Annotated in this window: 20 protein-coding genes; 11 read left to right on the top strand and 9 right to left on the bottom strand. The window is 72.3% G+C overall.

What is annotated here, in order from left to right:
- Window positions 1-62: 62 nt before the first annotated feature.
- Window positions 63-410 (top strand): VOC family protein, encoded by a 348-nt coding sequence (locus tag ACIRPP_RS24980; protein ID WP_403646790.1) that lies wholly within the window; start codon window positions 63-65, stop codon window positions 408-410.
- Window positions 411-477: 67 nt separating this feature from the next.
- Here ACIRPP_RS24980 and ACIRPP_RS24975 read toward each other — a convergent pair whose 3' ends face one another.
- From ACIRPP_RS24975 to ACIRPP_RS24940, 8 genes are all read right to left on the bottom strand, one after another.
- Window positions 478-2,496, bottom strand: coding sequence for a DUF5107 domain-containing protein (locus ACIRPP_RS24975; protein ID WP_403646787.1), 2,019 nt, complete (start codon window positions 2,494-2,496; stop codon window positions 478-480).
- Window positions 2,497-2,568: 72 nt separating this feature from the next.
- Window positions 2,569-3,123: a GNAT family N-acetyltransferase gene (locus ACIRPP_RS24970; RefSeq protein ID WP_403646784.1), complete on the bottom strand. Its 555-nt coding sequence runs from the start codon at window positions 3,121-3,123 to the stop codon at window positions 2,569-2,571.
- Between the two features lie 137 nt (window positions 3,124-3,260).
- Window positions 3,261-4,193 carry an LD-carboxypeptidase gene (locus ACIRPP_RS24965; RefSeq protein ID WP_403646781.1) on the bottom strand — a complete coding sequence of 311 codons (933 nt, stop codon included), beginning with the start codon at window positions 4,191-4,193 and terminating at the stop codon, window positions 3,261-3,263.
- Window positions 4,190-6,154, bottom strand: a complete 1,965-nt coding sequence (locus ACIRPP_RS24960; RefSeq protein WP_403646778.1) for a prolyl oligopeptidase family serine peptidase — start codon at window positions 6,152-6,154, stop codon at window positions 4,190-4,192. Before ACIRPP_RS24960 ends, ACIRPP_RS24965 begins: the two co-directional genes overlap by 4 nt.
- A gap of 4 nt (window positions 6,155-6,158) precedes the next feature.
- Window positions 6,159-7,463 (bottom strand): M20/M25/M40 family metallo-hydrolase, encoded by a 1,305-nt coding sequence (locus ACIRPP_RS24955; RefSeq protein ID WP_403646775.1) that lies wholly within the window; start codon window positions 7,461-7,463, stop codon window positions 6,159-6,161.
- Window positions 7,456-8,289, bottom strand: coding sequence for a M55 family metallopeptidase (locus ACIRPP_RS24950; RefSeq protein ID WP_403646773.1), 834 nt, complete (start codon window positions 8,287-8,289; stop codon window positions 7,456-7,458). The genes ACIRPP_RS24955 and ACIRPP_RS24950 overlap by 8 nt, the downstream gene beginning before the upstream one ends.
- A gap of 416 nt (window positions 8,290-8,705) precedes the next feature.
- Entirely contained in the window at window positions 8,706-11,144 is a 2,439-nt protein-coding gene (locus ACIRPP_RS24945; protein ID WP_403646770.1) for an MFS transporter, read from the bottom strand.
- A gap of 191 nt (window positions 11,145-11,335) precedes the next feature.
- Window positions 11,336-11,782 carry an SRPBCC family protein gene (locus ACIRPP_RS24940; protein WP_192235447.1) on the bottom strand — a complete coding sequence of 149 codons (447 nt, stop codon included), beginning with the start codon at window positions 11,780-11,782 and terminating at the stop codon, window positions 11,336-11,338.
- Window positions 11,783-11,954: 172 nt separating this feature from the next.
- Between ACIRPP_RS24940 and ACIRPP_RS24935 the strand changes: the two genes are divergently transcribed.
- Together ACIRPP_RS24935 and ACIRPP_RS24930 are read left to right on the top strand one after the other, a co-directional pair.
- Window positions 11,955-12,998 (top strand): Rv2578c family radical SAM protein, encoded by a 1,044-nt coding sequence (locus ACIRPP_RS24935; RefSeq protein ID WP_403646767.1) that lies wholly within the window; start codon window positions 11,955-11,957, stop codon window positions 12,996-12,998.
- Window positions 12,999-13,189: 191 nt separating this feature from the next.
- Complete coding sequence (locus ACIRPP_RS24930; RefSeq protein WP_403646764.1) at window positions 13,190-14,779, top strand: alpha/beta hydrolase; 1,590 nt, start codon at window positions 13,190-13,192, stop codon at window positions 14,777-14,779.
- A gap of 15 nt (window positions 14,780-14,794) precedes the next feature.
- On the opposite strand, the gene ACIRPP_RS24925 is transcribed toward ACIRPP_RS24930, so the two are convergent.
- Window positions 14,795-15,406 carry an adenylosuccinate lyase gene (locus tag ACIRPP_RS24925; protein ID WP_403646761.1) on the bottom strand — a complete coding sequence of 204 codons (612 nt, stop codon included), beginning with the start codon at window positions 15,404-15,406 and terminating at the stop codon, window positions 14,795-14,797.
- Window positions 15,407-15,787: 381 nt separating this feature from the next.
- On the opposite strand from ACIRPP_RS24925, the gene ACIRPP_RS24920 reads away from it, so the two are divergent.
- The 8 genes from ACIRPP_RS24920 to ACIRPP_RS24885 all read left to right on the top strand — a co-directional run bounded on the left by ACIRPP_RS24920 (window position 15,788) and on the right by ACIRPP_RS24885 (window position 25,916).
- Window positions 15,788-17,593 (top strand): 3-hydroxyacyl-CoA dehydrogenase family protein, encoded by a 1,806-nt coding sequence (locus ACIRPP_RS24920; RefSeq protein ID WP_403646758.1) that lies wholly within the window; start codon window positions 15,788-15,790, stop codon window positions 17,591-17,593.
- 163 nt (window positions 17,594-17,756) lie between these two features.
- Window positions 17,757-18,572 (top strand): TetR family transcriptional regulator, encoded by an 816-nt coding sequence (locus ACIRPP_RS24915; protein ID WP_225611065.1) that lies wholly within the window; start codon window positions 17,757-17,759, stop codon window positions 18,570-18,572.
- Window positions 18,573-18,989: 417 nt separating this feature from the next.
- On the top strand, window positions 18,990-20,333 hold the full coding sequence (gene ccrA / locus ACIRPP_RS24910) for a crotonyl-CoA carboxylase/reductase (RefSeq protein ID WP_362094682.1): 1,344 nt from the start codon (window positions 18,990-18,992) through the stop codon (window positions 20,331-20,333).
- 8 nt (window positions 20,334-20,341) lie between these two features.
- Window positions 20,342-22,390 carry a protein meaA gene (locus tag ACIRPP_RS24905; protein WP_403646753.1) on the top strand — a complete coding sequence of 683 codons (2,049 nt, stop codon included), beginning with the start codon at window positions 20,342-20,344 and terminating at the stop codon, window positions 22,388-22,390.
- Window positions 22,387-23,361, top strand: a complete 975-nt coding sequence (locus ACIRPP_RS24900) for a CoA ester lyase (RefSeq protein ID WP_360594217.1) — start codon at window positions 22,387-22,389, stop codon at window positions 23,359-23,361. The genes ACIRPP_RS24905 and ACIRPP_RS24900 overlap by 4 nt, the downstream gene beginning before the upstream one ends.
- 5 nt (window positions 23,362-23,366) lie before the next feature.
- The gene (locus ACIRPP_RS24895; RefSeq protein WP_192231520.1) at window positions 23,367-23,879 is read left to right on the top strand and encodes a MaoC family dehydratase; all 513 of its coding nucleotides are present in this window, start codon (window positions 23,367-23,369) and stop codon (window positions 23,877-23,879) included.
- Window positions 23,880-23,882: 3 nt separating this feature from the next.
- Entirely contained in the window at window positions 23,883-25,088 is a 1,206-nt protein-coding gene (locus ACIRPP_RS24890; RefSeq protein WP_164346765.1) for an acyl-CoA dehydrogenase family protein, read from the top strand.
- 171 nt (window positions 25,089-25,259) lie between these two features.
- Window positions 25,260-25,916, top strand: a complete 657-nt coding sequence (locus ACIRPP_RS24885) for a phosphatidylserine decarboxylase (RefSeq protein ID WP_192231522.1) — start codon at window positions 25,260-25,262, stop codon at window positions 25,914-25,916.
- Window positions 25,917-25,922 lie beyond the last annotated feature (6 nt).

Below are 25,922 nucleotides of genomic sequence, written 5' to 3'. Positions count from 1 at the left end.
GGCGCCGTCCCGGAGCCGCCGTCGGCCCCCGTCCTGGACCGGGCCCAACTAGGCTCGTGGTCATGGAGATTCTGGGTGCCACACTGCGTGTCTGCGTCGAGGACATCGAGACCGCGATCCCCTTCTACGAGCGGCTGGCGGGCGGTCCGGCCCTCCGCTTCGAGCGGGGTGGCGTCCACGTGGCCGCGGTGGGCTGCTTCCTGCTGATGAGCGGTCCCCCGGCCGAGCTGGAGGTGCTGCGCAAGGTCGCGGCGACGATCGCGGTGAAGGACGTCGAGGAGGCCCACCGGGTGCTGACCGACATGGGCGCCGACATCATCGCGGGCCCGGTGCCGACGCCGGTGGGCCGCAACCTGATCGTGCGTCACCCCGACGGGGCGATCTACGAGTACGCCGACCGCCGGTCCTGACCCCCGCCGGCGGCGGGTCCCGCCGGGCACCCGCCCGGTCGGAACGGCCCGCCGCCGGAACCCGTCGTCAGGACGGCGGCCGCATCCGGAAGTCGTAGCGCTCCGGCAGGGGTTCGTCGGTGAGCGCGCTCCACAGCCGCCCGATGACCTCGTCGCCCTCCCGCAGGTCCGCGACCTCGAAGCCCTCGTCGAACACGGCCCGGGCCTGCTCGCGCCGGCCTTCGGCGAGCAGCAGCCCGGTCTCGACCAGCCGGAACCGGCCGCGGGCCCGGGTGCCGGGATCCAGCCGCTCCCACACCGAGCGGGCGTCGGCCGTGCGGCCCACGGCGAGCAGCGCCTCGATCGCCTCCCGCCCGAGCGCTGCGGCGACGGCGGTCCACGCATCCCGCCCGGCCGCGGTGCCCGATGCGGCGCCCTCGGCGTCCCCGGCGCCCTCGGCGTCCCCGGCCGTCTCCCCCGCCCGGCGGCACAGGTCGTCGAACGCCTCCGCGTACCGGTCGGCGGCCCGCTGGTGATGGCGGTCCTCCTGGTCGGCGACCGCGAGGCAGCGCAGGGACGGCCACACCGGCCCGGAGCCGCGCAGTCCCCGTTCCCAACTGCGCACCGCCTGGGCCCGGTCGCCCGCGTGCCACTGGGCGACGCCGAGGTGGTACTCGGCGAGCGGGGTCGCGGGAGCCGTCTCCAGCATGTCCCGCCAGTGCGGGGCGACGAGGGTGGGCCCGGGCGGACGCCCGTCCGACGGCTCGGGGAAGGAACCGGCCCGCAGCAGCTGCCGCCACGGCTCCTGCTCCTCGCCCAGGGCGGTCTCGTCGAACGGCGTGCCCGGCAGCTTCCAGCCGTTGCGCAGCACTTCCAGCGCGCCCCAGCCGGAACCGGTGGCGAGGCGTTCGCCGGGCTCGGTGTCGGCGTGGGGCAGCCAGGCGGCGTGGGCCGCGTCGACGTCGGCGCGTGGGAGGACGGTCTCCAGCCGGGCCTCGGCCTCCTGGAGGACGCCCGTCCACTCCCCCTCCGGCCGGCTGGTGAAGGGGCCGTACGTCTCCAGCCAGGTCACCTCGCTCGTGGGCGGCAGCGAGACGTGTTCGAGCTGGGTGCGGGCGAGTCCGGCCTGGATCTCGCAGTAGCCGCCGGTGCCGGGCTCGGTGAGCCACTGCTGCCAGCTCCGCCCGCCCGGGCCGCGCCCCCACACGAACAGCTTCCGGCCGCGCAGCACGTCGGTCGACGTCTGTACGAGACCGTGGCCCTCGGCGTCCACGGCGGCGATCCAGCGCCTGCGCTCCGGGGGCACCTCGTAGAAGTAGTCGGCCGGGTAGGTGCTGCGGGCCGGGTAGGTGCGGTCCACGCCCTCGTACTCGGGCACCGGCACCCGGCGCAGGCGGCGCGTGTAGCCGAAGTGCCAGGCCTCCTCCGCCGGGGCGAGGACGCGGCACTCCTCGGGGACGGCGATGTTGGACCACCAGTAGGTCGGCACCGGCCGGTCGTGCGGATTGCGGACACGGACGCCGACGTGCAGGAAGTCCGAGCCGTCGGGCAGCCAGAGGTCGACCTGGAACGGCAGGTCGCGCAGCCGCTCCCACTCCCACAGGCGCAGCATCCGCCCGCCGTCGGGGGCGGGGACGACGGCGGCGTGGACGGGCGAGCAGGACAGGGTGGTGTGGCCGGTGGCGCCGATGTTCCACTCGATACCGCCGGAGAACCAGGCCCCGTTGAGCGCGAAGTTGGCGGGTTGCAGCACCGGGTTGCGGTACAGCAGTTCCCGGCCGGTGGGCCGGTGGACGAGGGAGGCGATCCGGCCGCCCAGACCGGGCAGCACGGTGGCCCGCAGCCGGTCGTTCTCGATCACCACCGTGTCGATGCGGGCCGGGTCGCGCCGTCGGCCGTAGCCGTCCCGGACGCGGACGGGCAGCAGGCTGTGCAGGGGGGCGTGGCCGATCTGCCGGGCCATGTCGCGCGGCAGATCCTCCTTGTCGCGGTCCTCGATACGGTGCATCTCGTCGAGGGGCCGCAGCGGGGGCAGGGGGTTGTCGGGACCCAGCGGGGCCGCGGGCAGCGTCAGTACCTCACGTCGGATCGTCGTCACGATCTCCATGGAAGCTGCCCGGGACGGTCCTGAACAGGGGGCGGCACGGACCGGCCGGGAGCGCGCCGCCCGTCGGCGGGGTCAGCGGGGCCGGAGCATCTCCCGGGTGAGGGCCCAGCGTTGGTGGTCGCGCCAGGCCCCGTCGATGTAGAGCATCCGGGGTGAGAAGCCCTCCAGGTGGAAGCCGCCGCGGCGGGCCAGGGCGATGGACGCGGCGTTGCCCGGCTGCACGTTGATCTCCAGGCGGTGCAGCCGCATCGGCCCGAACGCGTACCGCACGACGAGGTCCAGACCCTCGCTCATCAGCCCGCGCCCGGCCGCGTGCGCGAAGGCGCCGTAGCCGAGCGCGCCGCACTGGAAGCCGCCCTCGACGATGTTGTTGATGTTGACGAACCCGGCGATGGCGCCGCCGTCGTCCTTCTCGCACACCAGGAACCCGGCCTTGGCGGGGTCCTCGATCAGGCGTTTCGCGTACGCCGTGTAGGCGCTGACGGTGTCCGGCGGGAACAGCCAGGGGTGGTGCAGGTCCTTGCTCTCCCGTGCGCGGGCGGTGAACTCGGCGGTGTCCGCGAGGGTGAAGGGGCGCAGCCCCACACGGGGGCCCTCGGTGAGGTAGGGGGAAGCGGAATGCGGCACCCCGCCACCCTACGACGGGCCCCCGGCGCCCCGCTTCCGGCGCGGACGGGGCACCCGGTCAAGCGAGGGCCGGCCGGTTCAGGGCTCAGGTGAGGGCCGCCGGTCCAGGGCTCAGCCGAGGGCCGGCCGGCCAGGGCTCAAGCGAGGGCCGGCCGGTCCAGGGTCAGGGTGCCCGCGTCCGCGTCCAGTTCGGCGGGGACACCGAAGGGCACGGTCAGGGCCCCGTCGCAGTGCCCGAACCCGAACTCCTCGGCGACCGGCACGCCCAGCGGTCCGAGCCGGTCGGCGAACAGGGCGCGCAGCTCCTCGGGGGGACCGCAGTCCCGCCACGAGCCCAGCAGCACCCCGGCGACCCCGTCCAGCATTCCGGCGCGCAGCAGCTGGGTGAGGTAACGGTCGAGCCGGTAGGTCTCCTCCCCCACGTCCTCCAGGCACAGCAGACCGCCACGGGCGGAGGTCCGGGCGTGCGGGGTGCCCAGTTCGGCGGCGAGCAGGGAGAGACAGCCGCCGAAGGTGACACCGCGGGCCCGGCCGGGCAGCAGCGCGGTGCCCTGGGAGTGCAGGACCCGGACGTTCTCCGGGTCGAACAGGGTGGCCCTGAGGTGGTCCTGGGCGCGGGTGCTCTTGACGAAGTCGAGTCCGGCGGCCATCGGCCCGTGCAGGGTGACGAGGCCGAGCCGGGTCGCGAACGCCTCGTGCAGCGCGGTGATGTCGCTGAACCCGACGAACACCTTCGGTCCGGCGGCGCGCATCGCCGTCCAGTCGAGCAGCTCGGTCATGCGCTGGACGCCGTAGCCGCCGCGGGCGCAGATCACCGCGTCCACGGCGGGATCGCACCAGGCGGCCTGGAGGTCGGCCGCCCGGTCGGCGTCGGTGCCCGCCAGGTAGTCGAAGGCGTGGTGCCGAGCCAGGACGTGGGAGGCCACGACCGGATCGAGGCCCCAGCCGCGCAGCACGTCCAGACCGGCCCGGAGTCTCTCCTCGGGGACGGGCCCGCTGGGGGCGACGACGGCCACCCGGGCGCCGGGGGCGAGCCGGGACGGTCGCCGGAAGGGCTCGACGTGGCTCATCCGGTCAGCTCCAGGGGTGCGGCGTCCGGCGCGTCGAGGCCGAACACCTGGTTGTAGAGGGACAGTTCCGCCTCCAGGGCGCGCACCATGGTCTCGGCCCGCCGGAAGCCGTGGCCCTCGCCCGGGAAGGTGAGGTAGGCGTGCGGCACCCGCCGGCCGGCCAGCCGGGCCAGGAAGCGCTCGCACTGCGCGGGCGGGCAGATCACGTCGTCCAGTCCCTGGAGCAGCAGGAACGGCACAGTGAGCTGCTCCGCGTGGGCGATCGGCGATCGTTCCTCGTAGCGGGCGGGGACCTCCGCGCGGGGGCCGATCAGGCTCTCCAGGTAGTGGGACTCGAAGTCGTGGGTGCCGCCGGTGCTCCAGCCGGTGAGGTCGAGCACCGGGTAGAGGATCGTGCCGCAGGCGTAGACGTCGGTGGTGGTGAGGGAGACGGCCGTGGTCCAGCCGCCGGCGCTGCCGCCGCGCAGGGCGAGCCGGTCGCGGTCGGCGGTGCCCTCGGCGGCGAGGGCCAGCGCGACGGCGGCGCAGTCCTCCACGTCGACCACGCCCCACTGCTCACGGAGCCGGTTGCGGTACGCGCGCCCGTATCCGGTGGAGCCGCCGTAGTCGACCTCGGCGACGCCGATGCCGCGCGAGGTGAAGTAGGCGGTCTCCAGGTCCAGGACGAGCGGCACCCGGCTGGTCGGGCCGCCGTGCGCGCGGATGACGTAGGGCGGCAGCCGGTCGCCGGGCGCGGCGCAGCCGGGATTGTGCGGCGGGAAGACGCGGGCGTGGATCTCGCGGCCGTCGGGGCCGGTGAAGGTGCGGCTCTGGGGTTCGGGGTAGTAGGCCGGGTCCACGACGTCGTCGTGTTCGGCGCCGATGACGCGGGCCCGGCCGGTGCGGGTGTCCAGCTCCACGACCTCGGGGGCGCTGCGCGGACTGCCCGCCACGGCGACGACCCGCTCGCCGTGGGCGGCGAGGAAGGGCGCGTACTCGGTCCAGGGGCCGGCCGCGTCGACGACCTCGCCGGTCTCGGGGTCGAGGACGCCGAGCGCGGTGGCGCCCCGGCCGTGCAGGACGGCGACGAGTCCGTTGTCGAGCGGGGCGAACCAGCGCCATCCCGGCCGCCACAGCGGGCCGCCGAACTCCTCGTCGCGCGGGCAGACCGGTTCGCCGTCCCGGTAGAGGTTCCACCAGCCGGTGCGGTCGCTGCTGTACAGCAGCCGGCCGTCGGGGGTCCAGTCGGCCTGGGCGACGGACTCCTCCGGCCCGCCCGCCACCGTCCGGGGCTCACCGAAGGTGCCGTCGGGGGTGACGTCGGCGACGAGGAGCTCGGTGCCGTCCCACGGCATGCGCGGGTGGTCCCAGGCCAGCCAGGCCACGCGCCGCCCGTCGGGGGCGAGGCGCGGGCCGGTGACGAACCGGTGCCGGTCGTCGGTCAGTTCGCGTACCGCGCTCCGGTCGCCGGCGGCCGAGCCGTCCACCGGGACGGCGGCCAGGACGCGGCGCACGTCGCCGGGTCCGTCACCGGTGAACTCCTCCAGCACGCACCACACCTCGCCGCGGTCCGCCACCCAGGTGGGCTCGGCCCAGCGCAGCCCCTGCCCCACCGGGGAGACGGGGGTGAGCGGGCGGGGATCGGTGTCCGGTTCCCAGCGGTACAGGCGCTGGTCGGCGAAGTCGACGAACACCATCAGCGGGCCGGTGTCCGTGGTGGTTCCGGTCCAGGGCCGTCCGCCGTACTCGTGGACACGGCTGCGCACGTTCCACGGTTCGGGCAGGACGGACTCCTCCCGGCCGTCGGGGTGCCGCCGCACCAGGGTGCGCCGGCCGCCCTCGGCGGGCCGCGGTTCGGTCCACCACACCTCGTCGCCGACGAAGTCCGCGAACTCGGGGCTGCCGTCGTGGGCGGCGGCCGTGGCCGCGTCGATGGGCGAGGGCCACGCGCCGTACTCCAGGATCCGCACTGTCTCCCCCACTCGCTCAGGCCGTCCGCAGGAACCGGTCGAGGACCCGGACACCGAAGTGCAGCGCCTCCACGGGGACGCGCTCGTCCACTCCGTGGAACAGGGCCTGGTAGTCGAGGCCCTCGGGCAGCTTCAGCGGGGCGAAACCGTATCCGGTGATGCCCAGCCGGGAGAACTGCTTGGCGTCCGTCCCGCCCGACATGCAGTACGGCACGACGTGTCCCTCGGGGGCGAACTCCCCGATCGCGGCGCGCATGGCGGCGAACGTGGGCGAGTCCACCGGTGCCTGGAGGGCGACTTCCCGGTGCACGAACTCCCAGTCGACGTCCGGCCCGGTGAGGCGGTCGATGGTGGCGCGGAACTCGTCCTCGGTGCCCGGGAGATAGCGTCCGTCGACCTGCGCCACGGCGGTGCCGGGGATCACGTTGACCTTGTAACCGGCGTCCAGCATCGTCGGGTTGGCGCTGTTGCGGACGGTGGCCTCGACCAGCTTTGCGGCCGGGCCCAGCTTCTCCAGGAGCGTGTCGACGTCGGTGACGTCCGCCCCGATCCCGTACAGCGCGGCCAGTTCACCGAGCGCGGCCTGCACGGTGGGGGTGGGGCGCAGCGGCCACTCGTACGCGCCGATGCGGTTGATCGCGGCGGCGAGCCGGGTCACCGCGTTCTCCCGGTTCACCTTGGAGCCGTGGCCTGCCCGCCCGCGTGCGGTGAGCCGCAGCCACGCGGTGCCCCGCTCCCCCGCCCCGACGGGGTAGATCTGCCGCCCGGCGCCGTCGTGGAAGGTGTACGCCCCGGACTCGCTGACGCCCTCGGTGCAGCCCTCGAACAGGCCGGGGTGCCGGTCGGCGAGGAACCCGGAGCCGTCCTCGGCGCTCGCCTCCTCGTCGGCGGTGAACGCGACGACGACGTCCCGGCGGGGCCGGACGCCCTCCCGGGCCCAGGACCGCACCACGGAGAGGATCATCGCGTCCATGTTCTTCATGTCGACGGCGCCGCGCCCCCACACGACCCCGTCGCGGATCTCCCCGGAGAAGGGGTGCACCTGCCAGTCGGCGGGTTCGGCGGGCACCACGTCCAGATGACCGTGGACCAGCAGGGCGTCGGCCGACGGGTCGGTGCCCTCGATGCGCGCGACGACGTTGGTGCGCCCCTCGGTGCGCTCCAGGAGCGTGGGTTCCAGGCCCGCCTCCGCCAGCCGGGCGGCGGCGTACTCGGCGGCGGGGCGCTCCCGGCAGTCGCCGCCGCCGCGGTTGGTGGTGTCGATCCTGATCAGGTCGGACGTGAACGTCACAACCTCGTCCAGTGCCTGCAGGTCAGCCATACTGCTCCTCCACCGCGGCCGAGGCGATCGTGGTGACCGCCTTGAAGGTGCGGATCCCGTCGTACATCGTGGCGCTCGTGTACGCCACCTTGCGCTCCCCGGTGCGCCGCACCCCGGGCACCACCGTGACGGCCATGGCCAGGTGTTCGGCGTCGAACTCCACCTCCACGGTGAAGGGCCCGGCGTCGGCGGGCGGCTGACGCACCGCCAGGGCCGCGGCCTCCTTGGCCGCCGCCCGGATGTCGGCCGCCGTTCTCCCCGGGGTGCGGCACACCGCCGCGTACCGCGAGACGTGGTCCTTGACGGCGACCTTCAGCGCGCCGGGCGCGTAGCCGAGCGCGTCCTCGCAGGCCACGTCGTCCCCGGTGACGAGCACCAACGGCACGCCGTACTCGGCGACGACATGGGCGTTGAGCAGGCCCTCGCTGGCCCGCTCCCCGTTCAGCCACACCCCCGTGACGGAGTTGGCGAGGTAGGTGTGCGCGAGGACGCCCTCCATGCCGGCACCCGCGTGGTAGCCGACGAACGCGATGCCGTCCACGTCGCCGTGCTGCACGCCCTCCACCATGGACAGGTCCTTGTGCCGGCCGGTGAGCATGGTCGCCCGCTCGTCCAGCTCCTCCAGGAGGAGGTTCCGCATGGTCCAGTGGGCCTCGTTGATCAGCACCTCGTCGGCGCCGCCGTCGAAGAAGCCCAGCACGGCCGCGTTGACGTCCGAGGTGAACAGGGACCGGCACCGCTCCCACTGCGGTGTCCCCGGCAGCACGTCGGCCGGCCAGGTGACCCCGGTGGCGCCCTCCATGTCGGCGCTGATGAGGATCTTCATGCCTGGCACGCTACGTGCTCGGCCCGAACCCCTGCCAGGCCTGTGGAAAACTCTCACCGCACCGGCCGCGCCGCGGGCCCGGACCCGGCGCCGCGGACCGGCACGGAGTGCCACCGGGACGGGACGCCGTCGTCCGGGCAAGCGGGCCGCCGGCCCGGACGACGGCAGGCCGAGGAGCTGCGGCCCGCCCGGCCGCCCGCGAGGGCCGGCGGAGCAGCTCGGAGGTGACCGCCGATGTCCATGCAGCTGGAGCGAGTGGTGTCCGGTGCGTGCAGCCGCAAGGCGGCGGAGGGCGTCGACGCGATGGGGCGCCCCCGCGTCCGCGAAGCCGAGCGTGGGGCAGTCGGCAACCGACGACAACGCCGCAGACGAGCGTGCCGGACCCGACGTCTCCGGCATGATCCGCCGGACAGGCCTCAGTCCTCGTGCCCCAGCTGCAGGTCGCGTTCGGTGCGGCCGCCTCCGGCCATCTGGAGCACCGTGGCGACCGGCGGGTAGCCGGCGGCGATGACGGTGTACTCGCCGGAGGACAGGTCGACGAACCGGAACATCCCGTCGGCCCCGGTGGTGAGGGTGTCGACGACGTTGCCCGCGGCGTCCAGCAGCGTGACCCGCGCGTCCTCGACGGCCCGTCCGCCGCCACCGCGCACGGTGCCGCGCAGCACGGCACCTCCGGCGAGTTCGACGTCCTGGCGGGTCTCGCGGGCCGCCTGGACGGTGACGGGCAGCGCGGCGGGCCGGAAGGCGGGCGCGCTGGCGGCCAGGGTGTACTCCCCGGCGACCAGCTCGGTGATGACGTAGCCGCCCTCACGGCCGCTGCGGGTGGTGGCGACGACCTCGCCGTGGACGTTGGTGAGGGTGACGGCGGCGTCTCGGACCGGGCTGCCGTCGGCGGTGACGACGGACCCGGCGAGGCGGCCCGCGCCGCCGAGGACGACGTCCAGTTCGACGGGGCGTTCGCCGACGGTGACGGAGACCGCCTGCGGCTGGTGGCCGCCCGCGGCGGCGATCAGGACGTACGAACCCGAGCCGGGCGTGGCCAGGGCGTACCGGCCGTCGTCGCCGCTGGCGCCCCGCCCGATCTGCCGCCCGGCGACGTCGATGAGGGTGAGCGCGGCACGCGGCACCACCGTCCCGTCGGGGTGCTGGACGGTGCCGCACACGGGGACGCCCCCGGCGTGCGGCGGGCGGGCCGCGGTGGCGCCCGCCCCGCCCGCGGTGTGGGGGCGGGCTTGCGGGACGGACGCGGTGGTGTACGGCGCGTCCGGTGCCGGGGCTGCGGTGGGGGCGTTGTGGGACACCAGTGGTTTCTCCTTGAGGAAGAAGGCGAGCAGCAGGCCGAGGACGAGGACCGGCACCAGGTAGAGGAAGATGCGCGGCATGGCGTCGGCGTATGCCTGGATGTAGGCGTCGCGCAGGCCGGGCGGCAGCGCGTGCACGGCCTGCGGGGTGAGGGACTCGGCGTCGGGCAGGGCGCCTTCGGCGGCGGCGGGCAGGCGGTCGGCCAGCGCGTCGGTGAGGCGGTCGGCGAACAGGGTGCCGAAGACGGCGGCGCCGACGCTGCCGCCGATCTGGCGGAAGTAGTTGTTGGCGCTGGTGGCGGTGCCGAGGTCGGCGGGCCGCACGCTGTTCTGCACGGCGAGGACGAGGACCGGCATCACCATGCCGATGCCGGCGCCGAGGACGGCCATCCAGATGCTGTAGTGCAGCCGCGGCGTGCCGGTCTCCAGGCGGGACAGCAGGGCCATGCCCACGACGGAGAGCACGGACCCGATGATCGGATGCGACCGGTAACGGCCGGTCCGGCTGATCAGCTGCCCGGAGATGACCGAGGCGCCGACGATCCCCGCCATCATGGGCAGCATCAGCAGGCCGGACTCGGTGGCGGTCGCGCCGTCCACCATCTGGAGGTAGGTCGGCAGGTAGCTGGCGGCGCCGAACAGCGCCACGCCGGTCACCAGGCCGACCAGGCCCGTGACGTTGAAGACGGAGTCGCGGAACAGCCGGAGCGGGATGAGGGGTTCGGCGGCGAGGCGCTCGGCGACGAGGAACAGCACGGTGGCCGCAAGGGCGCCCGAGCCCAGGCCCAGGACGACGCGCGAGTCCCAGGCGTACTCGGTGCCGCCCCAGCTGGTGAGCAGCACCAGGCAGGTGGAGGCGGCGGCCAGCAGCAGCGTGCCGAGGGCGTCGATGCGGGCGCGGGCCGCGGGCCGGGGCAGTTTCAGCACCAGGGCGACCACGGCCAGGGTGAGGATGCCGAACGGCACGTTGATGTAGAAGCACCAGCGCCACGACAGGTGGTCGGTGAAGTACCCGCCGAGCAGCGGGCCGGCGACGGAGGCGAGACCGAAGGCCGCGCCGATCAGTCCCATGAAGCGGCCCCGCTGCCGCGCGGGGACGATGTCCGCGATGATCGCCTGGACACCGATCATCAGGCCGCCCGCGCCGACCCCCTGCACCGCGCGGTAGGCGATCAGCTGGTCCATGGTCTGCGCCCGGCCGGCCAGCGCGGAGCCGACGACGAAGACGACGATGGCGAACTGGAAGACGCCCTTGCGGCCCAGCAGGTCGCCCAGCTTGCCGTAGACGGGCAGACCGATGGTGGAGGTGAGCAGGTAGGCGGTGATCGCCCAGGACATCCGGTCCAGGCCGTGCAGTTCGCCGACGATCCGGGGCAGCGCGGTGGCGACGATCATCTGCTCGAGGGCGGCGAGCAGCAGCGCGAGCATGAGCGCGAAGAAGACGAGGCGCACCCGGCGGGGGCTCAGTCCGGCGGGGGCAGGGGGCGCCGGGGGCGGGTCGGAAACCGGCGGCGCCGAGGCCGGTTCGTCCTTCGTCAGAGTGATCCCGCCCACGTACCGCTCCCCTTGTCGCACTGCCGCACCATTCCCGAGTAAAAGCGACAACTACGAGCAAGCGTGGCGAGTTACGGCACACACAGAGGCCGTCCGGAGATCACCCGAACCGGTGAGGGCGGCCGGCACCGGCCCGACCGCCCTGACCATCTCCCCACCGTGAAGGGCTACTTGACACCCCTCCGGTCGGGCTACTTCTTCTCGACCTCGGCGGCGAGCCGGTCCAGCAGGGCGTCGTAGATGCGGCCCAGCCCCTTGGGCGCGAAGGTCCGCTCGAAGAAGCCGCCGATGCCGCCCGCGCCCTGCCAGGTGCTGGTCACGACGACCCGGGAGCGGCCCTCCCCGGCCGGGGTGACCCGCCAGACGGTGACCATGGAGGAGTTGCGGTCCTTCTCCACCAGCTCCCCGTCACGGGGCTCGGTGACCTCCAGCAGGCAGTCGCGCACCCGCTTGCTGGTGGCCTGGAGCTTCCAGTGGACGAGGGTGCCCTCGCCGTCGCCGCCCTCGCGCACCTCGTACTCGCTGAACTGCTCGGGCAGCACCTTCGACCGGGTGCCGCTGTAGTCGGCGAGGGCGTCGAACACCGTCTCCGCGTCCGCCGCGACGATCCGCTCCGTAGTGGCCTCGACCTGCGCCATCGCTTTCCTCCAGGACCTGGTGTGTCGGGGGTCCGGCCAAGCCAACCACCCCCGCACCCGGCCGCCCAAATCGGGAGTCCGGAACTGATCGGAAGGGTGATCGAACCTGTCACCCGCACGATCAAGGGAACACTTGTTCTATTCTGTGGGCCTGCACTACCGAGGAGGCGTCATGCGCTGGGAGAACCTCTCGACCGGGGACGGCCACAGCCGGGCCGACGCCGCGCTGTTCGGCGCGGACGCCGTCACCACCCGCACCGTCGACACGCCCGAATTCCGTGGCATCACGTTCCACGAGATCCGGGCCCGGTCGATCGTCAACCGGGTGCCCGGGGCCTCCCGCATGCCCTTCGAGTGGACCGTGAACCCCTACCGCGGCTGCTCCCACGCCTGCGTGTACTGCTTCGCCCGGAAGACCCACGGCTATCTCGACCTCGACTCCGGCCTGGACTTCGACACCCAGATCGTCGTCAAGGTCAACGCGCCCGAACTGCTGCGCCACCGGCTCGCCTCCGCCCGCTGGCAGGGCGAGCACATCGCGATGGGCACGAACGTCGACTGCTACCAGCGCGCCGAGGGCCGCTACCGCCTGATGCCGGGCATCATCGCCGCCCTGCGCGACCACGCGAACCCGTTCTCGATCCTGACCAAGGGCACGCTGATCCTGCGCGACCTGGAGCTGCTGAAGCAGGCGTCCGAGGTCACCGATGTCGGCATCTCGGTCTCCGTGGGCTTCGTCGACGAGGAGCTGTGGCGCACCGTGGAGCCGGGCACCCCCGCGCCCCAGCGGCGGCTGGACGTGGTCAGCACCCTCGCCCGGCACGGCATCGGCTGCGGGGTCCTGATGGCCCCGGTGATCCCCTTCCTGGGCGACCGGCCGGACCAACTGCGCGACACCGTACGGGCGATCGCGGCCTCGGGCGCCACGTCCGTCACCCCGCTCGTGCTGCATCTGCGGCCGGGGGCGCGCGAGTGGTTCATGTCCTGGCTGGGCCGGCACCACCCGCACCTGGTGAACCGCTACGAGCGGCTGTACGCGGAGGGCGCCTACGCCCCGAAGTGGTACCAGCGCCGGATCACCCGTCAGGTGCACGAGCTGGCCCGCGCGTACGGCATCGGACCGTCGGCGCCGGGCCTGCCCCGCCGCATCCGCCCGGCCGCCCCCGCGCCGGAGGAGTCCTCCCCGGCGGAGCCGACGCAGCTGACGCTGCTCTAGACGCGCCGGGTAGAAGCGGGTCCGCCGCCGGTTCGGACACACCCCCGCATGACGCGCGTTGGAGCGCATGACGGGACCCGATCGGGTCAACTGTGCGCGGAACGGGTTCGCACGGGGGCGGCGACCCGGGACGATCCGGCGAGGGGCCGTGCGTCGCGCGGTCCGCCGACCCTCCGTCCCGGGAGCACCTGATGAGGAAGCGCGCAGCCGTGCTGTGCGGTGCCGCCACCGTCGTGGCCGGCAGCCTGACGGCCCTGCCCGCCTCGGCCGGCACCCCGCCGGCCGCCGGCCCCACCCCCGTCCCCGCCTCCGCGCCCGCCTGGAAGAAGTGCCCCACCGAGCACTACCCGAGGCTCCAGTGCGCGACCGTCGAGGTGCCGCTGGACCACGCGGACCCGGGCGGGCGCACGATCACGCTCGCGCTGTCCCGCGTCCCGCACACCGCGTCGACGTACCAGGGGCCGCTGCTGGTCAACCCGGGCGGGCCCGGCGGCAGCGGCCGGACGCTCGCCGGGTTCGTCGCCGCGTCGCTGCCCGAGGAGGTGGCCGCGCAGTACGACGTGATCGGCTTCGACCCGCGCGGGGTGGGGGCGAGCCGGCCCGCGCTGGACTGCGCCCCGGACCACTTCGACGCGGTGCGGCCGGCCTCCGCGCCGGTGACGGAGGCGGTGGAGGAGGCGAACCTGGCGCGCGTGCGGTCCTTCGCCGAGGCGTGCGGCGAGAAGTACGCGGATCTGCTGCCGCACATCGGCACGGTGAGCGCGGCACGCGACCTGGACGTCGTCCGGGAGGCCCTCGGCGCCGACCGGATCAACTACTTCGGCTACTCCTACGGCACGTATCTCGGCGCGGTGTACGCGAAGCTGTTCCCGGAGCGGGTGCGGCGCCTGGTGCTGGACTCGGTGGTCGACCCGAACGAGGTCTGGTACGACGCCAACCTGCACCAGAACCGGGCCTTCGACCACCGGCACCGCGCCCTCATGGCCTGGATCGCCGAGCACGACGCGACGTACGGGCTCGGCACCGACCCGGAGCGGGTGGAGGCCCGCTGGTACGCGATGCGGGACGCGCTGGCCGAAGAGCCCGCCGACGGCACGGTGGGCGCCGCCGAGCTGGAGGACACCTTCATCCCGGGCGGCTACTACAACGGCTACTGGCCCTACCTCGCGGAGGCGTTCGCGGCCTACGTGAACGACGCCGACACCGGGCCGCTGCTCACCGCGTACGAGAATTTCGGCGCCCCGGAGCCCGGCGCAGGCAACGGCTACAGCGTCTACTCGGCGGTCGAGTGCCGTGACGCGCCCTGGCCGCGCGACTGGCGGCAGTGGCGCAAGGACACGGCGGCGGTCCACGCGGAGGCTCCGTTCATGTCCTGGAACAACGCCTGGTACAACGCCCCGTGCGCGTTCTGGCCCACTCAGTCGCTGCGCCCGGTGTCCGTGGCCAACGGGCTGATCCCGCCCGCCCTGCTGTTCCAGGCCACCGACGACGCGGCGACGCCCTACCGGGGCGCCGTCACGGTCCACCGCCTGCTGGCCCGGTCCGCCCTGGTCGTCGAAGAGGGCGGCGGCAACCACGGCATCACGCTGAGCGGCAACGCCTGCCTGGACCGGCATCTGGCCGCCTACCTGACCGACGGGACGGTGCCCCGCGGAGGCGGGGCCGGGGTGGCCGACGCGGTGTGCGAGGCGCTGCCGGACCCGGAGCCTCCGACATCGAAGGCGGCTCCGGCCACATCGCGCGGCTCGATGCTGCACGGCCTGCTGGGCACCCGCGGCTGACGCAGGGCAGGGCGGTCACGGCCGGCGCGGGCCCGGAACGTGCCCGCCGGCCGGGCGCGGGCGCGGGATGCGGGCCAGGGCGCGGGTGGCGGCCTCGGCGAGGACGGGGTGGGCGAGGGCTTCGGTGAGGACGGGTTCGGCGCGCGGGTCGGCCAGTTCGCCGAGGCCCTCGACGCACGCCAGGGCCACCCGGTGGTGCGGGTCCTGGGGGCGCAGGCGGCGGCGCAGCGTGGTGACGAGGGCGGGGACCGCCTCCGGGGCGCGCAGTGCGGTCAGCAGGCGGACCGGGTGCAGGGCGTAGGCGACACGGAGTTCGTTGGTGGCGAGGGCCGCCGCGGCGCGGGCGGTGCGCGGGTCGCCGAGGCGGGCGAGGGCGTGGGCGGCGGCGGCACAGCGCGGCGGGTCACGGTGGTTGAGGAGCAGCACGAGCGACTCGAAGGCGCGGCGGTCGCCGGCCAGGCCGAGCCGGAAGGCGGCCAGTTCGCGGGCCCACAGGGGTTGTCCGGGTGCGGTGAGGACGGCGGCGAGGGTGCCGGTGTCCTCCGTCCCCGCGAGGCGGTCGAAGTCCGCCGATCCGCCCGCCTCGGTCCGTAAGCGCTGCGTGAGCGTCCGCCACTCCTCGTCCATGTCCCCGAGCGTAGAGGCGAGTCGGGCCGCTCGGGACCTACATCACAAACATGGGGGCTGGCGCGCTCGTTACCGGCCGGTTAAGCTCAGACGAGCGAGTTACCCACTCGCGACCCTCCTCGCGGCGGTTTGGTGACGCAGCCGCTGCGAGTCGCAGTCGGTTCGGTACGTCTCGTACCGCAGTACGGCCCGGCCCCGGGACAGGGCCGGCCGGATCCGCCGCAGGGCGGGGCGTGTGCACGCCCTCCCCGTACCGGCACCGGGCGTGTGCGCTCGTCAAGCCCGGAAATCACACCCGCACTCCGCACGCGAGCCCGGTGCGCCCCCTCGGCGCACCCGGGCGGCGTTTTCCGTCGTCACCCTCATTCCTGGAGTCCCGCGATGGCCGCTCCCCTGTCCCACACCCCCGTTTCCCCGCTCCGGACCGTCGCCGTCGTCGGCCTCGGCACGATGGGCACCGGTATCACCGAGGTCCTCGCCGCGGCCGGCCGCGAGGTCGTCGGCATCGACATCAGCGAGGTCCAGGCCGCCAAGTGCGTGGCCGCCCTGGAGGCCTCCACCGCCCGCGCCGTGCAGCGCGGCCGGCTGACCGAGCAGGAGCGCACCGCGCTGCTGGCCCGGGTCCGCGTCTCCACCGACCTGACGACCGCGGCCGACGCCGACCTGGTCGTCGAGGTGGTCCCCGAGTCGTACGAGGCCAAGCAGCAGGTGTTCCGTGAACTGGACGCCATCGTGCGTCCCGAGGCGATCCTGGCGACCGGCACCAACGCTCTGTCGGTGACCCGGCTCGCCGCGGACTCGGCGCGTCCCGAGCGGGTGCTGGGGCTGCACTTCTTCAACCCCGCGCCGGCGATGAAGCTGGTGGAGGTGGTGTCCTCGGTGCTGACCGCTCCGGGCGCCGTCACCGCGGTGACGGACCTCGCCCTGGACCTGGGCAAGGAGCCCGTCGCGGTCGGCGACCGGCCCGGATTCGTCGCCGACGGGCTGCTGTTCGGCTACCTGAACCAGGCCGCCGCGATGTACGAGTCGAAGTACGCCTCCCGCGAGGACATCGACGCGGCGATGCGGCTGGGCTGCGGTCTGCCCATGGGGCCGCTGGCGCTGCTGGACCTGATCGGCATCGACACCGCGCGCACCGTCCTGGAGGCGATGTACGCCGAGTCGCAGGACCGGCTGCACGCGCCCGCCCCGATCCTCAAGCAGCTCAGCGAGGCGGGCCTGACGGGCCGCAAGGCGGGGCGCGGCTTCTACACCTACGACGCGCCGGACAGCGCCACCGTCGTGCCGGACGCGTTGACCCCGGGCGGCGACGGCGCGGCCGGTGGCGGCCGGACCGTCCGCTCGGTGGGTGTGGCGGGGTCGGGCACCATGGCCTCCGGCATCGCCGAGGTGTTCGCCAAGGGCGGCTACGACGTGGTCCTCGCCGCCCGCAGCGAGGAGAAGGCGCAGGCCGCCAAGGCCCGGATCGGCAAGTCGCTGGCCCGCTCGGTCGACAAGGGCCGGATGACCGCCGAGGCCGCCGCGCAGACGCTGGAGCGGATCACCCCGACCGGCACCTACGACGACTTCGCGGACGTCGATCTGGCACTGGAGGCCGTCGCCGAGGACCTGGAGGTCAAGCGGCAGCTTTTCGCCACGCTGGACAAGGTCTGCAAGCCGGGTGCGGTGCTCGCCACCACCACCTCCTCGCTGCCCGTCGTCGCCTGCGCACGCGCCACCTCGCGTCCGCAGGACGTGATCGGCATGCACTTCTTCAACCCCGCGCCGGCCATGAAGCTGGTCGAGGTGGTGCGCACCGTGCTGACCGCCGACGACGTGCACGCGACCGTGCGCGAGGTGTGCGGGACGATCCGCAAGCACGCCGTCGACTGCGGTGACCGGGCCGGGTTCATCGTGAACGCGCTGCTGTTCCCGTACCTGAACAACGCGATCAAGATGGTCGAGGAGCACTACGCCTCGCTCGACGACATCGACGCCGCCATGAAGCTGGGCGGCGGCTATCCGATGGGCCCCTTCGAACTGCTGGACGTCGTCGGGCTGGACGTCTCGCTGGCCATCGAGAAGGTGCTGCACCGCGAGTTCCGCGACCCGGGCCTGGCCCCGGCCCCGCTGCTGGAGCACCTGGTGGCCGCGGGCTGCCTCGGCCGCAAGACCGGCCGTGGCTTCCGCGAATATGCCAAGCGCTGAGCATCGCCCCGGCGACTGGTTCGGGGCCGGGGCGGAATGGGGCGGGCTGCTCGACCCCGACCGGTTCCCTCCGTCCGGCAACGGCACGTCTCCCCCGCCCGGGAAGGGCGGGGGAGCCCCCGGTCACGCGCACCGAGCTGCGCACATGCAGTACGTTCGGGGCATGTCCCAGCCCGCCAAGTCCGTACGTACACCCGCCACGACCGAGGCGCCGGAGAGCGCCGCAGGGTCCCGTGCCGCCGCCCAGCGGCTGAAAATGCGCCGGGAGCTGGCGGCCGCCGCGATGGAACTCTTCGCGTCCAAGGGGTACGAGGCGACCACCGTCGACGAGATCGCGGCCGCGGCCGGGGTAGCGCGCCGCACCTTCTTCCGGCACTTCCGGTCCAAGGAGGAGGCGATCTTCCCGGACCACGACGACACCCTGGTCCGCGCCGAGGCGGTGCTCAACGCGGCACCGGCGCACGAGCATCCGCTCGACACGGTGTGCCGCGGCATCAAAGAGGTCATGAAGATGTACGCGGCGCATCCGGAGATCTCGGTCGCCCGCTACAAGCTCACCCGCGAGGTGCCCACCCTGCGCGAGGCGGAGATCGCCTCGGTGGCCCGCTACGAGCGGCTGTTCACCCGCTATCTGCTCGGCCACTTCGACGAGCACGCGCACCACGACGCGAGCAACGACGACCCGCTGCTGGCCGAGGTGGCCGCGTCCGCCGTGGTCACCGCCCACAACCACGTGCTGCGGCGCTGGCTGCGGGCGGGCGGCCAGGGCGACGTCGAGGCCCAGCTGGACCACGCCTTCGCCATCGTCCGCAAGACCTTCGGCAGCGGCATCGTGGCGGGCCGCAGCCGTACCTCCGCGCCGTCGCGGCCGGCGGTTCCGGCGGACGGGCAGGGTGAGGTGCTGGTGACGGTCACCCGGACCGACGCCCCGCTGGACGAGGTGATGCGCACCATCGAGCAGGCCCTCAAGGAGCGCTGAGGACCGCTCGCCCGCTGTGATGACGGCCACCCGACCGGGTGGCCGTTTTGGCATGTCAGGGGCCCTTTTCTGGCGCCTCGCGGACCCCGTTCGATCGATCATCGCTCATTTGTCACGTAAAGATTTCATCTGAGACCAAGTTCTGGCACGCAGTGCCTTGCCGGATGACACGGCGTGCCATACGTTGAAGGAAGTCCGGGCGGCCGGCGCGCAGAGACAGATCGTGCGCCGGCTGTCCCAGCAAGCCGGAGCCCCCGGCCTGCCCGCCCGGACGCCTGCGTCACAGGCACCTCCCGCGCCACCAGCGCTGCCGAAGCACCACCGCCGAACCGACGGCACCCCCGACAACCCTCAGCAGCACACCGACGTAACCCTCAGCGCCCCTCCCTCAGGGCGCTCACCGCCGGAGGCAACACCGTGACCGTCAAGGACATCCTGGCCGCGATCCAGTCGCCCGACTCCACGTCGGAGGACTTCGCCGCCCTGCCGCTCCCCGAGTCGTACCGCGCGATCACCGTGCACAAGGACGAGACGGAGATGTTCGCGGGCCTCGAGACCCGTGACAAGGACCCGCGCAAGTCGATCCACCTCGACGACGTGCCGCTGCCCGAACTCGGCCCGGGCGAGGCCCTGGTGGCCGTCATGGCCTCCTCGGTCAACTACAACTCGGTGTGGACCTCGATCTTCGAGCCGCTGCCCACCTTCGGCTTCCTGGAGCGCTACGGCCGGCTCAGCGAGCTGACCAAGCGCCACGACCTGCCGTACCACATCATCGGTTCCGACCTCGCCGGCGTCGTGCTGCGCACCGGTCCCGGCGTCAACGCCTGGCGGCCCGGTGACGAGGTCGTCGCCCACTGCCTGTCCGTCGAGCTGGAGTCGTCCGACGGCCACAACGACACCATGCTCGACCCCGAGCAGCGCATCTGGGGCTTCGAGACCAACTTCGGCGGCCTCGCCGAGATCGCCCTGGTCAAGTCCAACCAGCTGATGCCCAAGCCGGACCACCTCACCTGGGAGGAGGCCGCCGCGCCGGGCCTGGTCAACTCCACCGCCTACCGGCAGCTGGTGTCCCGCAACGGCGCCGGCATGAAGCAGGGCGACAACGTCCTCATCTGGGGCGCCAGCGGCGGACTCGGCTCCTACGCCACGCAGTTCGCGCTGGCCGGCGGCGCCACCCCGATCTGCGTCGTCTCCAGCGACCAGAAGGCGGACATCTGCCGGAAGATGGGCGCCGAGGCGATCATCGACCGCAACGCCGAGGGCTACAGGTTCTGGAAGGACGAGAACACCCAGGACCCCAAGGAGTGGAAGCGCTTCGGCAAGCGCATCCGCGAACTCACCGGTGGCGAGGACATCGACATCGTCTTCGAGCACCCCGGCCGCGAGACCTTCGGCGCCTCCGTCTTCGTCACCCGCAAGGGCGGCACCATCACCACCTGCGCCTCCACCTCGGGCTACATGCACGAGTACGACAACCGCTACCTGTGGATGTCGCTGAAGCGCATCATCGGCTCGCACTTCGCGAACTACCGGGAGGCGTGGGAGGCCAACCGCCTCATCGCCAAGGGCAAGATCCACCCCACCCTCTCGAAGACCTACTCCCTGGAGGACACCGGGCAGGCCGCCTACGACGTCCACCGCAACCTGCACCAGGGCAAGGTCGGCGTGCTGTGCATGGCGCCCGAGGAGGGCCTGGGCGTGCGCGACCACGCCAAGCGCGCCCAGCACATCGACGCCATCAACCGCTTCCGGAACATCTGAGGTCGGACATGACAGAGCGTCAGGCGCCGCAGGCGCCCAGGGAACGGGACCGGCCGTGGCTCATGCGGACGTACGCCGGCCACTCCACCGCCGAGGCGTCCAACGAGCTGTACCGGCGCAACCTCGCCAAGGGGCAGACGGGTCTGTCGGTCGCCTTCGACCTGCCGACCCAGACCGGCTACGACCCCGACCACGTCCTCGCCCGCGGCGAGGTCGGCCGGGTCGGGGTGCCGGTCTCCCACCTCGGTGACATGCGCCGGCTGTTCCAGGACATCCCCCTGGAGCAGATGAACACCTCGATGACGATCAACGCCACCGCCATGTGGCTGCTGGCGCTCTACCAGGTCGTCGCCGAGGAGCAGGGCGCGGACATCACCAGGCTCCAGGGCACGACGCAGAACGACATCGTCAAGGAGTACCTGTCCCGCGGCACCCACGTGTTCCCGCCCGGGCCGAGCCTGCGCCTGACGACGGACATGATCGCGTACACGGTCTCCCACATCCCGAAGTGGAACCCGATCAACATCTGCAGCTACCACCTGCAGGAGGCCGGGGCCACGCCGGTGCAGGAGATCGCGTACGCGATGTCCACCGCCGTCGCCGTGCTCGACGCGGTGCGCGACAGCGGCCAGGTGCCGCAGGAGCGCATGGGCGACGTCGTCGGCCGCATCTCCTTCTTCGTCAACGCGGGCGTCCGCTTCGTCGAGGAGATGTGCAAGATGCGCGCCTTCGGCCGCATCTGGGACCAGGTCACCCGCGAGCGGTACGGCATCGAGAACCCCAAGCACCGCCGCTTCCGCTACGGCGTGCAGGTCAACTCCCTCGGACTGACCGAGGCGCAGCCGGAGAACAACGTCCAGCGGATCGTGCTGGAGATGCTGGCCGTCACCCTCTCCAAGGACGCCCGCGCCCGCGCCGTGCAGCTGCCCGCCTGGAACGAGGCGCTGGGCCTGCCCCGCCCCTGGGACCAGCAGTGGTCGCTGCGCATCCAGCAGGTCCTCGCCTACGAGAGCGACCTGCTGGAGTACGACGACATCTTCGAGGGCTCGAAGGTGGTCGAGGCCAAGGTCGCGCAGCTGGTCGAGGACTCCCTCGCCGAGATGGGGCGCATCGAGGAGATGGGCGGCGCGATGGCCGCCGTCGAGTCCGGCTACCTCAAGTCGCAGCTCGTCGCCTCGCACGCCGCGCGCCGCGCCCGGATCGAGTCCGGCGAGGAGAAGATCGTCGGTGTGAACGCCTTCGAGGGCACCGAGCCCAACCCGCTGACCGCCGACCTGGACACCGCGATCCAGACGGTCGACCCGGCGGTCGAGGCCCGGGTCGTCACCGCCCTCCAGGAGTGGCGCGACACCCGCTACCAGCCGCCGTTCAACCACCCGCGCCCCTGCAAGGCGCTGGAGCGGCTGAAGGAGGCCGCGAAGGGCACCGACAACCTGATGGAGGCCACCCTGGAGTGCGCCCGGGCCGGCGTGACCACCGGCGAGTGGGCGGGGGCCCTGCGCGAGGTGTTCGGCGAGTTCCGCGCGCCGACCGGCGTGTCGTCCGCGCCGCTCGCGGTGACCGCCGAGGAGGGCACCGCGCTCGGCCGGGTGCGCCGCAAGGTGGAACTGACCGCCAAGGACCTCGGCGTCGGCAAGCTGCGCTTCCTGGTCGGCAAGCCGGGCCTGGACGGTCACTCCAACGGCGCCGAGCAGATCGCCGTGCGGGCCCGCGACGCCGGGTTCGAGGTGGTCTACCAGGGCATCCGGCTCACCCCGGAGCAGATCGTGGACGCGGCCCTGGCGGAGGACGTGCACGCCGTCGGCCTGTCCATCCTCTCCGGCTCGCACGCCCAGCTGGTCCCGGACGTGCTGGAGCGGCTCCGTGTGGCCGGTGCCACAGATATACCGGTGATCGCCGGTGGCATCATCCCCACCGGAGACGCCGAGGCGCTGCGGGCCGCGGGAGTGGCCGCGGTCTTCACCCCGAAGGACTTCGACATCACCGGGATCATCGGCCGCATCGTCGACGAGATCCGCACAGCGAACAAGCTCGACCCCCTGGAGGTCCCCGCATGACCAGCCCCGCTCCCCAGGTCAACCGTCTGCGCCCCCGGCGCTCCTGTCTGGCGGTGCCGGGTTCCAACCCGCGCTTCCTGGAGAAGGCCCAGGGCCTCCCCGCCGACCAGGTCTTCCTCGACCTGGAGGACGCGTGCGCGCCGCTGGCCAAGCCCGAGGCGCGGCACACGATCGTGAAGTTCCTCAACGAGGGTGACTGGACCGGCAAGACGCGCGTGGTCCGGGTCAACGACTGGACCACCGAGTGGACCTACCGCGACGTGGTGACCGTGGTCGAGGGTGCCGGCCCGAACCTCGACTGCATCATGCTGCCGAAGGTGCAGGACGCCCAGCAGGTCGTCGCCCTGGACCTGCTGCTGACGCAGATCGAGAAGACGATGGGCTTCGAGGTCGGCCGGATCGGCATCGAGGCGCAGATCGAGAACGCGCAGGGCCTGAACAACGTCAACGAGATCGCGCAGGCCTCCCCGCGCGTCGAGACCATCATCTTCGGCCCGGCCGACTTCATGGCGTCCATCAACATGAAGTCGCTGGTCGTGGGCGAGCAGCCGCCCGGCTACCCGGCGGACGCCTACCACTACATCCTCATGAAGATCCTTATGGCCGCCCGCGCCAACAACCTCCAGGCGATCGACGGCCCCTACCTGCAGATCCGCAACGTCGACGGCTTCCGCGCGGTCGCCGACCGGGCCGCCGCCCTCGGCTTCGACGGCAAGTGGGTGCTGCACCCGGGCCAGGTGGACGCGGCCAACGAGGTGTTCTCCCCCTCGCAGGAGGACTTCGACCACGCCGAGCTGATCCTGGACGCGTACGACTACTACACCTCCGAGGCGGGCGGCAAGAAGGGCTCGGCGATGCTCGGCGACGAGATGATCGACGAGGCCAGCCGCAAGATGGCCCTGGTCATCTCCGGCAAGGGGCGCGCCGCCGGCATGCAGCGCACCAGCAAGTTCGAGATCCCGGAGGGCTGAGCGCCATGCAGTTCGGACGCACCTACGAGGAGTTCGAGGTCGGGGCGACGTACAAGCACTGGCCCGGCAAGACGGTCACCGAGTACGACGACCACCTGTTCTGCCTCCTCACGATGAACCACCACCCCCTCCACATGGACACCAACTATGCGGAGAAGACGACGGACTTCGGCAAGAACGTCGTCGTCGGGAACTACATCTACTCCCTGCTGCTCGGCATGTCGGTGCCGGACATCTCCGGGAAGGCCATCGCCAACCTGGAGATCGAGTCGCTGCGGCACGTGGCGCCGACCTTCCACGGGGACACGGTCTACGGCCAGACGACCGTGCTCGACAAGTGGCCGTCGAAGTCGAAGAACGACCGCGGGATCGTGTACGTCGAGACCAAGGGCTACAAGCAGGACGGCACGCTGGTCTGCGTGTTCCGCCGCAAGGTGATGGTGCCGACCGAGACGTACATCAAGGAGCGCGGCGGCGAGCAGCCCGGCCGCCCGGAACTCAGGGAGCAGGAGAAGTAGGCCATGGCCCGTCTCGCCCAGACCGCCGGTCTGACCGACGTCCAGCAGGAGATCCTCACCACCGTCCGCGACTTCGTGGACAAGGAGATCATCCCGGTCGCCACCGAGCTGGAGCACCGCGACGAGTATCCGCAGCAGATCGTCGACGGGCTCAAGGAATTGGGTCTGTTCGGTCTGATGATCCCCGAGGAGTACGGGGGTCTGGGCGAGTCGCTCCTCACCTACGCGCTGTGCGTGGAGGAGATCGCCCGCGGCTGGATGTCGGTGTCCGGCATCATCAACACCCACTTCATCGTGGCGTACATGCTCAAGCAGCACGGCACGCAGGAGCAGAAGGACCACTTCCTGCCCCGGATGGCGGCCGGCGACATCCGCGGCGCGTTCTCCATGTCGGAGCCGGGCCTCGGCTCGGACGTGTCGGCGATCACCTCCAAGGCGGTGAAGGACGGCGAGGAGTACGTCCTGAACGGCCAGAAGATGTGGCTGACGAACGGCGGAACCTCGTCGCTGGTGGCCGTTCTGGTCCGGAGTGACGAAGGACACCCCGAGGGTACGGCGCCCCACAAGTCGATGACCACGTTCCTGGTCGAGAAGGAGCCGGGCTTCGGCGAGGTACGTCCCGGCCTCACCATCCCCGGCAAGATCGACAAGATGGGCTACAAGGGCGTCGACACGACCGAGCTCATCATGGACGGCCTGCGGGTTCCCGCCGATCGGGTGCTCGGCGGGGTCACCGGCCGAGGTTTTTACCAAATGATGGACGGCGTCGAGGTCGGCCGCGTGAACGTCGCCGCGCGTGGCTGCGGCGTCGCTCAGCGTGCCTTCGAGCTGGGCGTCCAGTACGCCCAGCAGCGTCACACTTTCGGCAAGCCGATCGCCCAGCACCAGGCCATCCAGTTCAAGCTGGCCGAGATGGCTACCAAGGTGGAGGCGGCGCATGCGATGATGGTGAACGCAGCGCGCAAAAAGGACTCCGGGGAACGAAACGACCTTGAAGCAGGCATGGCGAAGTACCTCGCCTCCGAGTACTGCAAGGAGGTCGTGGAGGACGCCTTCCGGATCCACGGCGGCTACGGCTTCTCCAAGGAGTACGAGATCGAGCGCCTCTACCGGGAGGCCCCGATGCTGCTGATCGGTGAGGGGACGGCCGAGATCCAGAAAATGATCATCGGTCGGCGACTGCTCGAAGAGTATCGATTCCAGGGCTGACTTGTCCGGATACGGGGTGTTTTCTTGGAGTACAGGATCACACCCCGTCAGCACTCCTCGGCCGTCGACTCGGTTGCCTGCCTTACCCAGTTGTCGCCCGGAGCCGCTACGATCGCCGGAAAGCCGCCGTCCCCCGTCAGTGCGCGGCACGATCCGCTACGAAGGTCATCCATGCCCCACAGCCAAACCTCTGCACCTCGCGACAGCCTCACCGGCGTACGCCTCGCGCGCGGAGCCTCGCCGTGGCTTCTGCCGACCGTGGCCACCGCAGCCGTCAGTCTGCTGCGTGCCCGCCGCTCGGGTGCCGCGAAGGCCGTCGCCGTCCCCGCCACCGCCCTGGCGGCGGGGATGCTGTGGTTCTTCCGCGACCCCGAGCGCGAGATCACCCGCGGCCGGGTCATCTCGCCCGCCGACGGAGTGGTGCAGAGCATCATGCCGTGGAAGGACGGCCGCACGCGCGTCGCGATCTTCATGAGCCCGCTCAACGTCCACGTCAACCGCGCACCGCTGGACGGCACCGTGACGTCCGTCGAGCACATCCCCGGTGGTTTCGTTCCCGCCTTCAACAAGGAGAGCGAGAACAACGAGCGGGTGGTCTGGCACTTCGACACCGAGCTCGGTGACATCGAGATGATCCAGATCGCCGGCGCCGTCGCCCGCCGCATCGTCCCCTACGTGCCGCAGGGCACCAAGGTCGAGCAGGGCGACCGGATCGGTCTCATCCGCTTCGGCTCGCGTGTCGACCTCTACCTGCCGGAGGGCGTGGAGGTCGCGGTCGAGGTCGGTCAGAAGACCGTGGCTGGGGTGACTCGCATTGACCGTGATTGATCCCGA

The organism is Streptomyces sp. NPDC101219 (assembly GCF_044767675.1).
Lineage (GTDB): Bacteria > Actinomycetota > Actinomycetes > Streptomycetales > Streptomycetaceae > Streptomyces.
Note: the sequence above shows the minus strand (reverse complement) of the source record. Positions and strands in the feature narration are given on the sequence as shown.

Coding starts and splice junctions, on each gene's coding strand:
- ACIRPP_RS24940 (WP_192235447.1), bottom strand. CDS start 11,782: ATGGCGCAGGTCGAGGCCACTACGGAGCGGATCGTCGCGGCGGACGCG.
- ACIRPP_RS24895 (WP_192231520.1), top strand. CDS start 23,367: ATGCAGTTCGGACGCACCTACGAGGAGTTCGAGGTCGGGGCGACGTAC.
- ACIRPP_RS24885 (WP_192231522.1), top strand. CDS start 25,260: ATGCCCCACAGCCAAACCTCTGCACCTCGCGACAGCCTCACCGGCGTA.
- ACIRPP_RS24965 (WP_403646781.1), bottom strand. CDS start 4,193: ATGAGCCACGTCGAGCCCTTCCGGCGACCGTCCCGGCTCGCCCCCGGC.
- ACIRPP_RS24930 (WP_403646764.1), top strand. CDS start 13,190: ATGAGGAAGCGCGCAGCCGTGCTGTGCGGTGCCGCCACCGTCGTGGCC.
- ACIRPP_RS24925 (WP_403646761.1), bottom strand. CDS start 15,406: ATGGACGAGGAGTGGCGGACGCTCACGCAGCGCTTACGGACCGAGGCG.
- ACIRPP_RS24935 (WP_403646767.1), top strand. CDS start 11,955: ATGCGCTGGGAGAACCTCTCGACCGGGGACGGCCACAGCCGGGCCGAC.
- ACIRPP_RS24955 (WP_403646775.1), bottom strand. CDS start 7,463: ATGGCTGACCTGCAGGCACTGGACGAGGTTGTGACGTTCACGTCCGAC.
- ACIRPP_RS24980 (WP_403646790.1), top strand. CDS start 63: ATGGAGATTCTGGGTGCCACACTGCGTGTCTGCGTCGAGGACATCGAG.
- ACIRPP_RS24890 (WP_164346765.1), top strand. CDS start 23,883: ATGGCCCGTCTCGCCCAGACCGCCGGTCTGACCGACGTCCAGCAGGAG.
- ACIRPP_RS24900 (WP_360594217.1), top strand. CDS start 22,387: ATGACCAGCCCCGCTCCCCAGGTCAACCGTCTGCGCCCCCGGCGCTCC.
- ACIRPP_RS24915 (WP_225611065.1), top strand. CDS start 17,757: ATGTCCCAGCCCGCCAAGTCCGTACGTACACCCGCCACGACCGAGGCG.
- ACIRPP_RS24905 (WP_403646753.1), top strand. CDS start 20,342: ATGACAGAGCGTCAGGCGCCGCAGGCGCCCAGGGAACGGGACCGGCCG.
- ACIRPP_RS24975 (WP_403646787.1), bottom strand. CDS start 2,496: ATGGAGATCGTGACGACGATCCGACGTGAGGTACTGACGCTGCCCGCG.
- ACIRPP_RS24950 (WP_403646773.1), bottom strand. CDS start 8,289: ATGAAGATCCTCATCAGCGCCGACATGGAGGGCGCCACCGGGGTCACC.
- ACIRPP_RS24920 (WP_403646758.1), top strand. CDS start 15,788: ATGGCCGCTCCCCTGTCCCACACCCCCGTTTCCCCGCTCCGGACCGTC.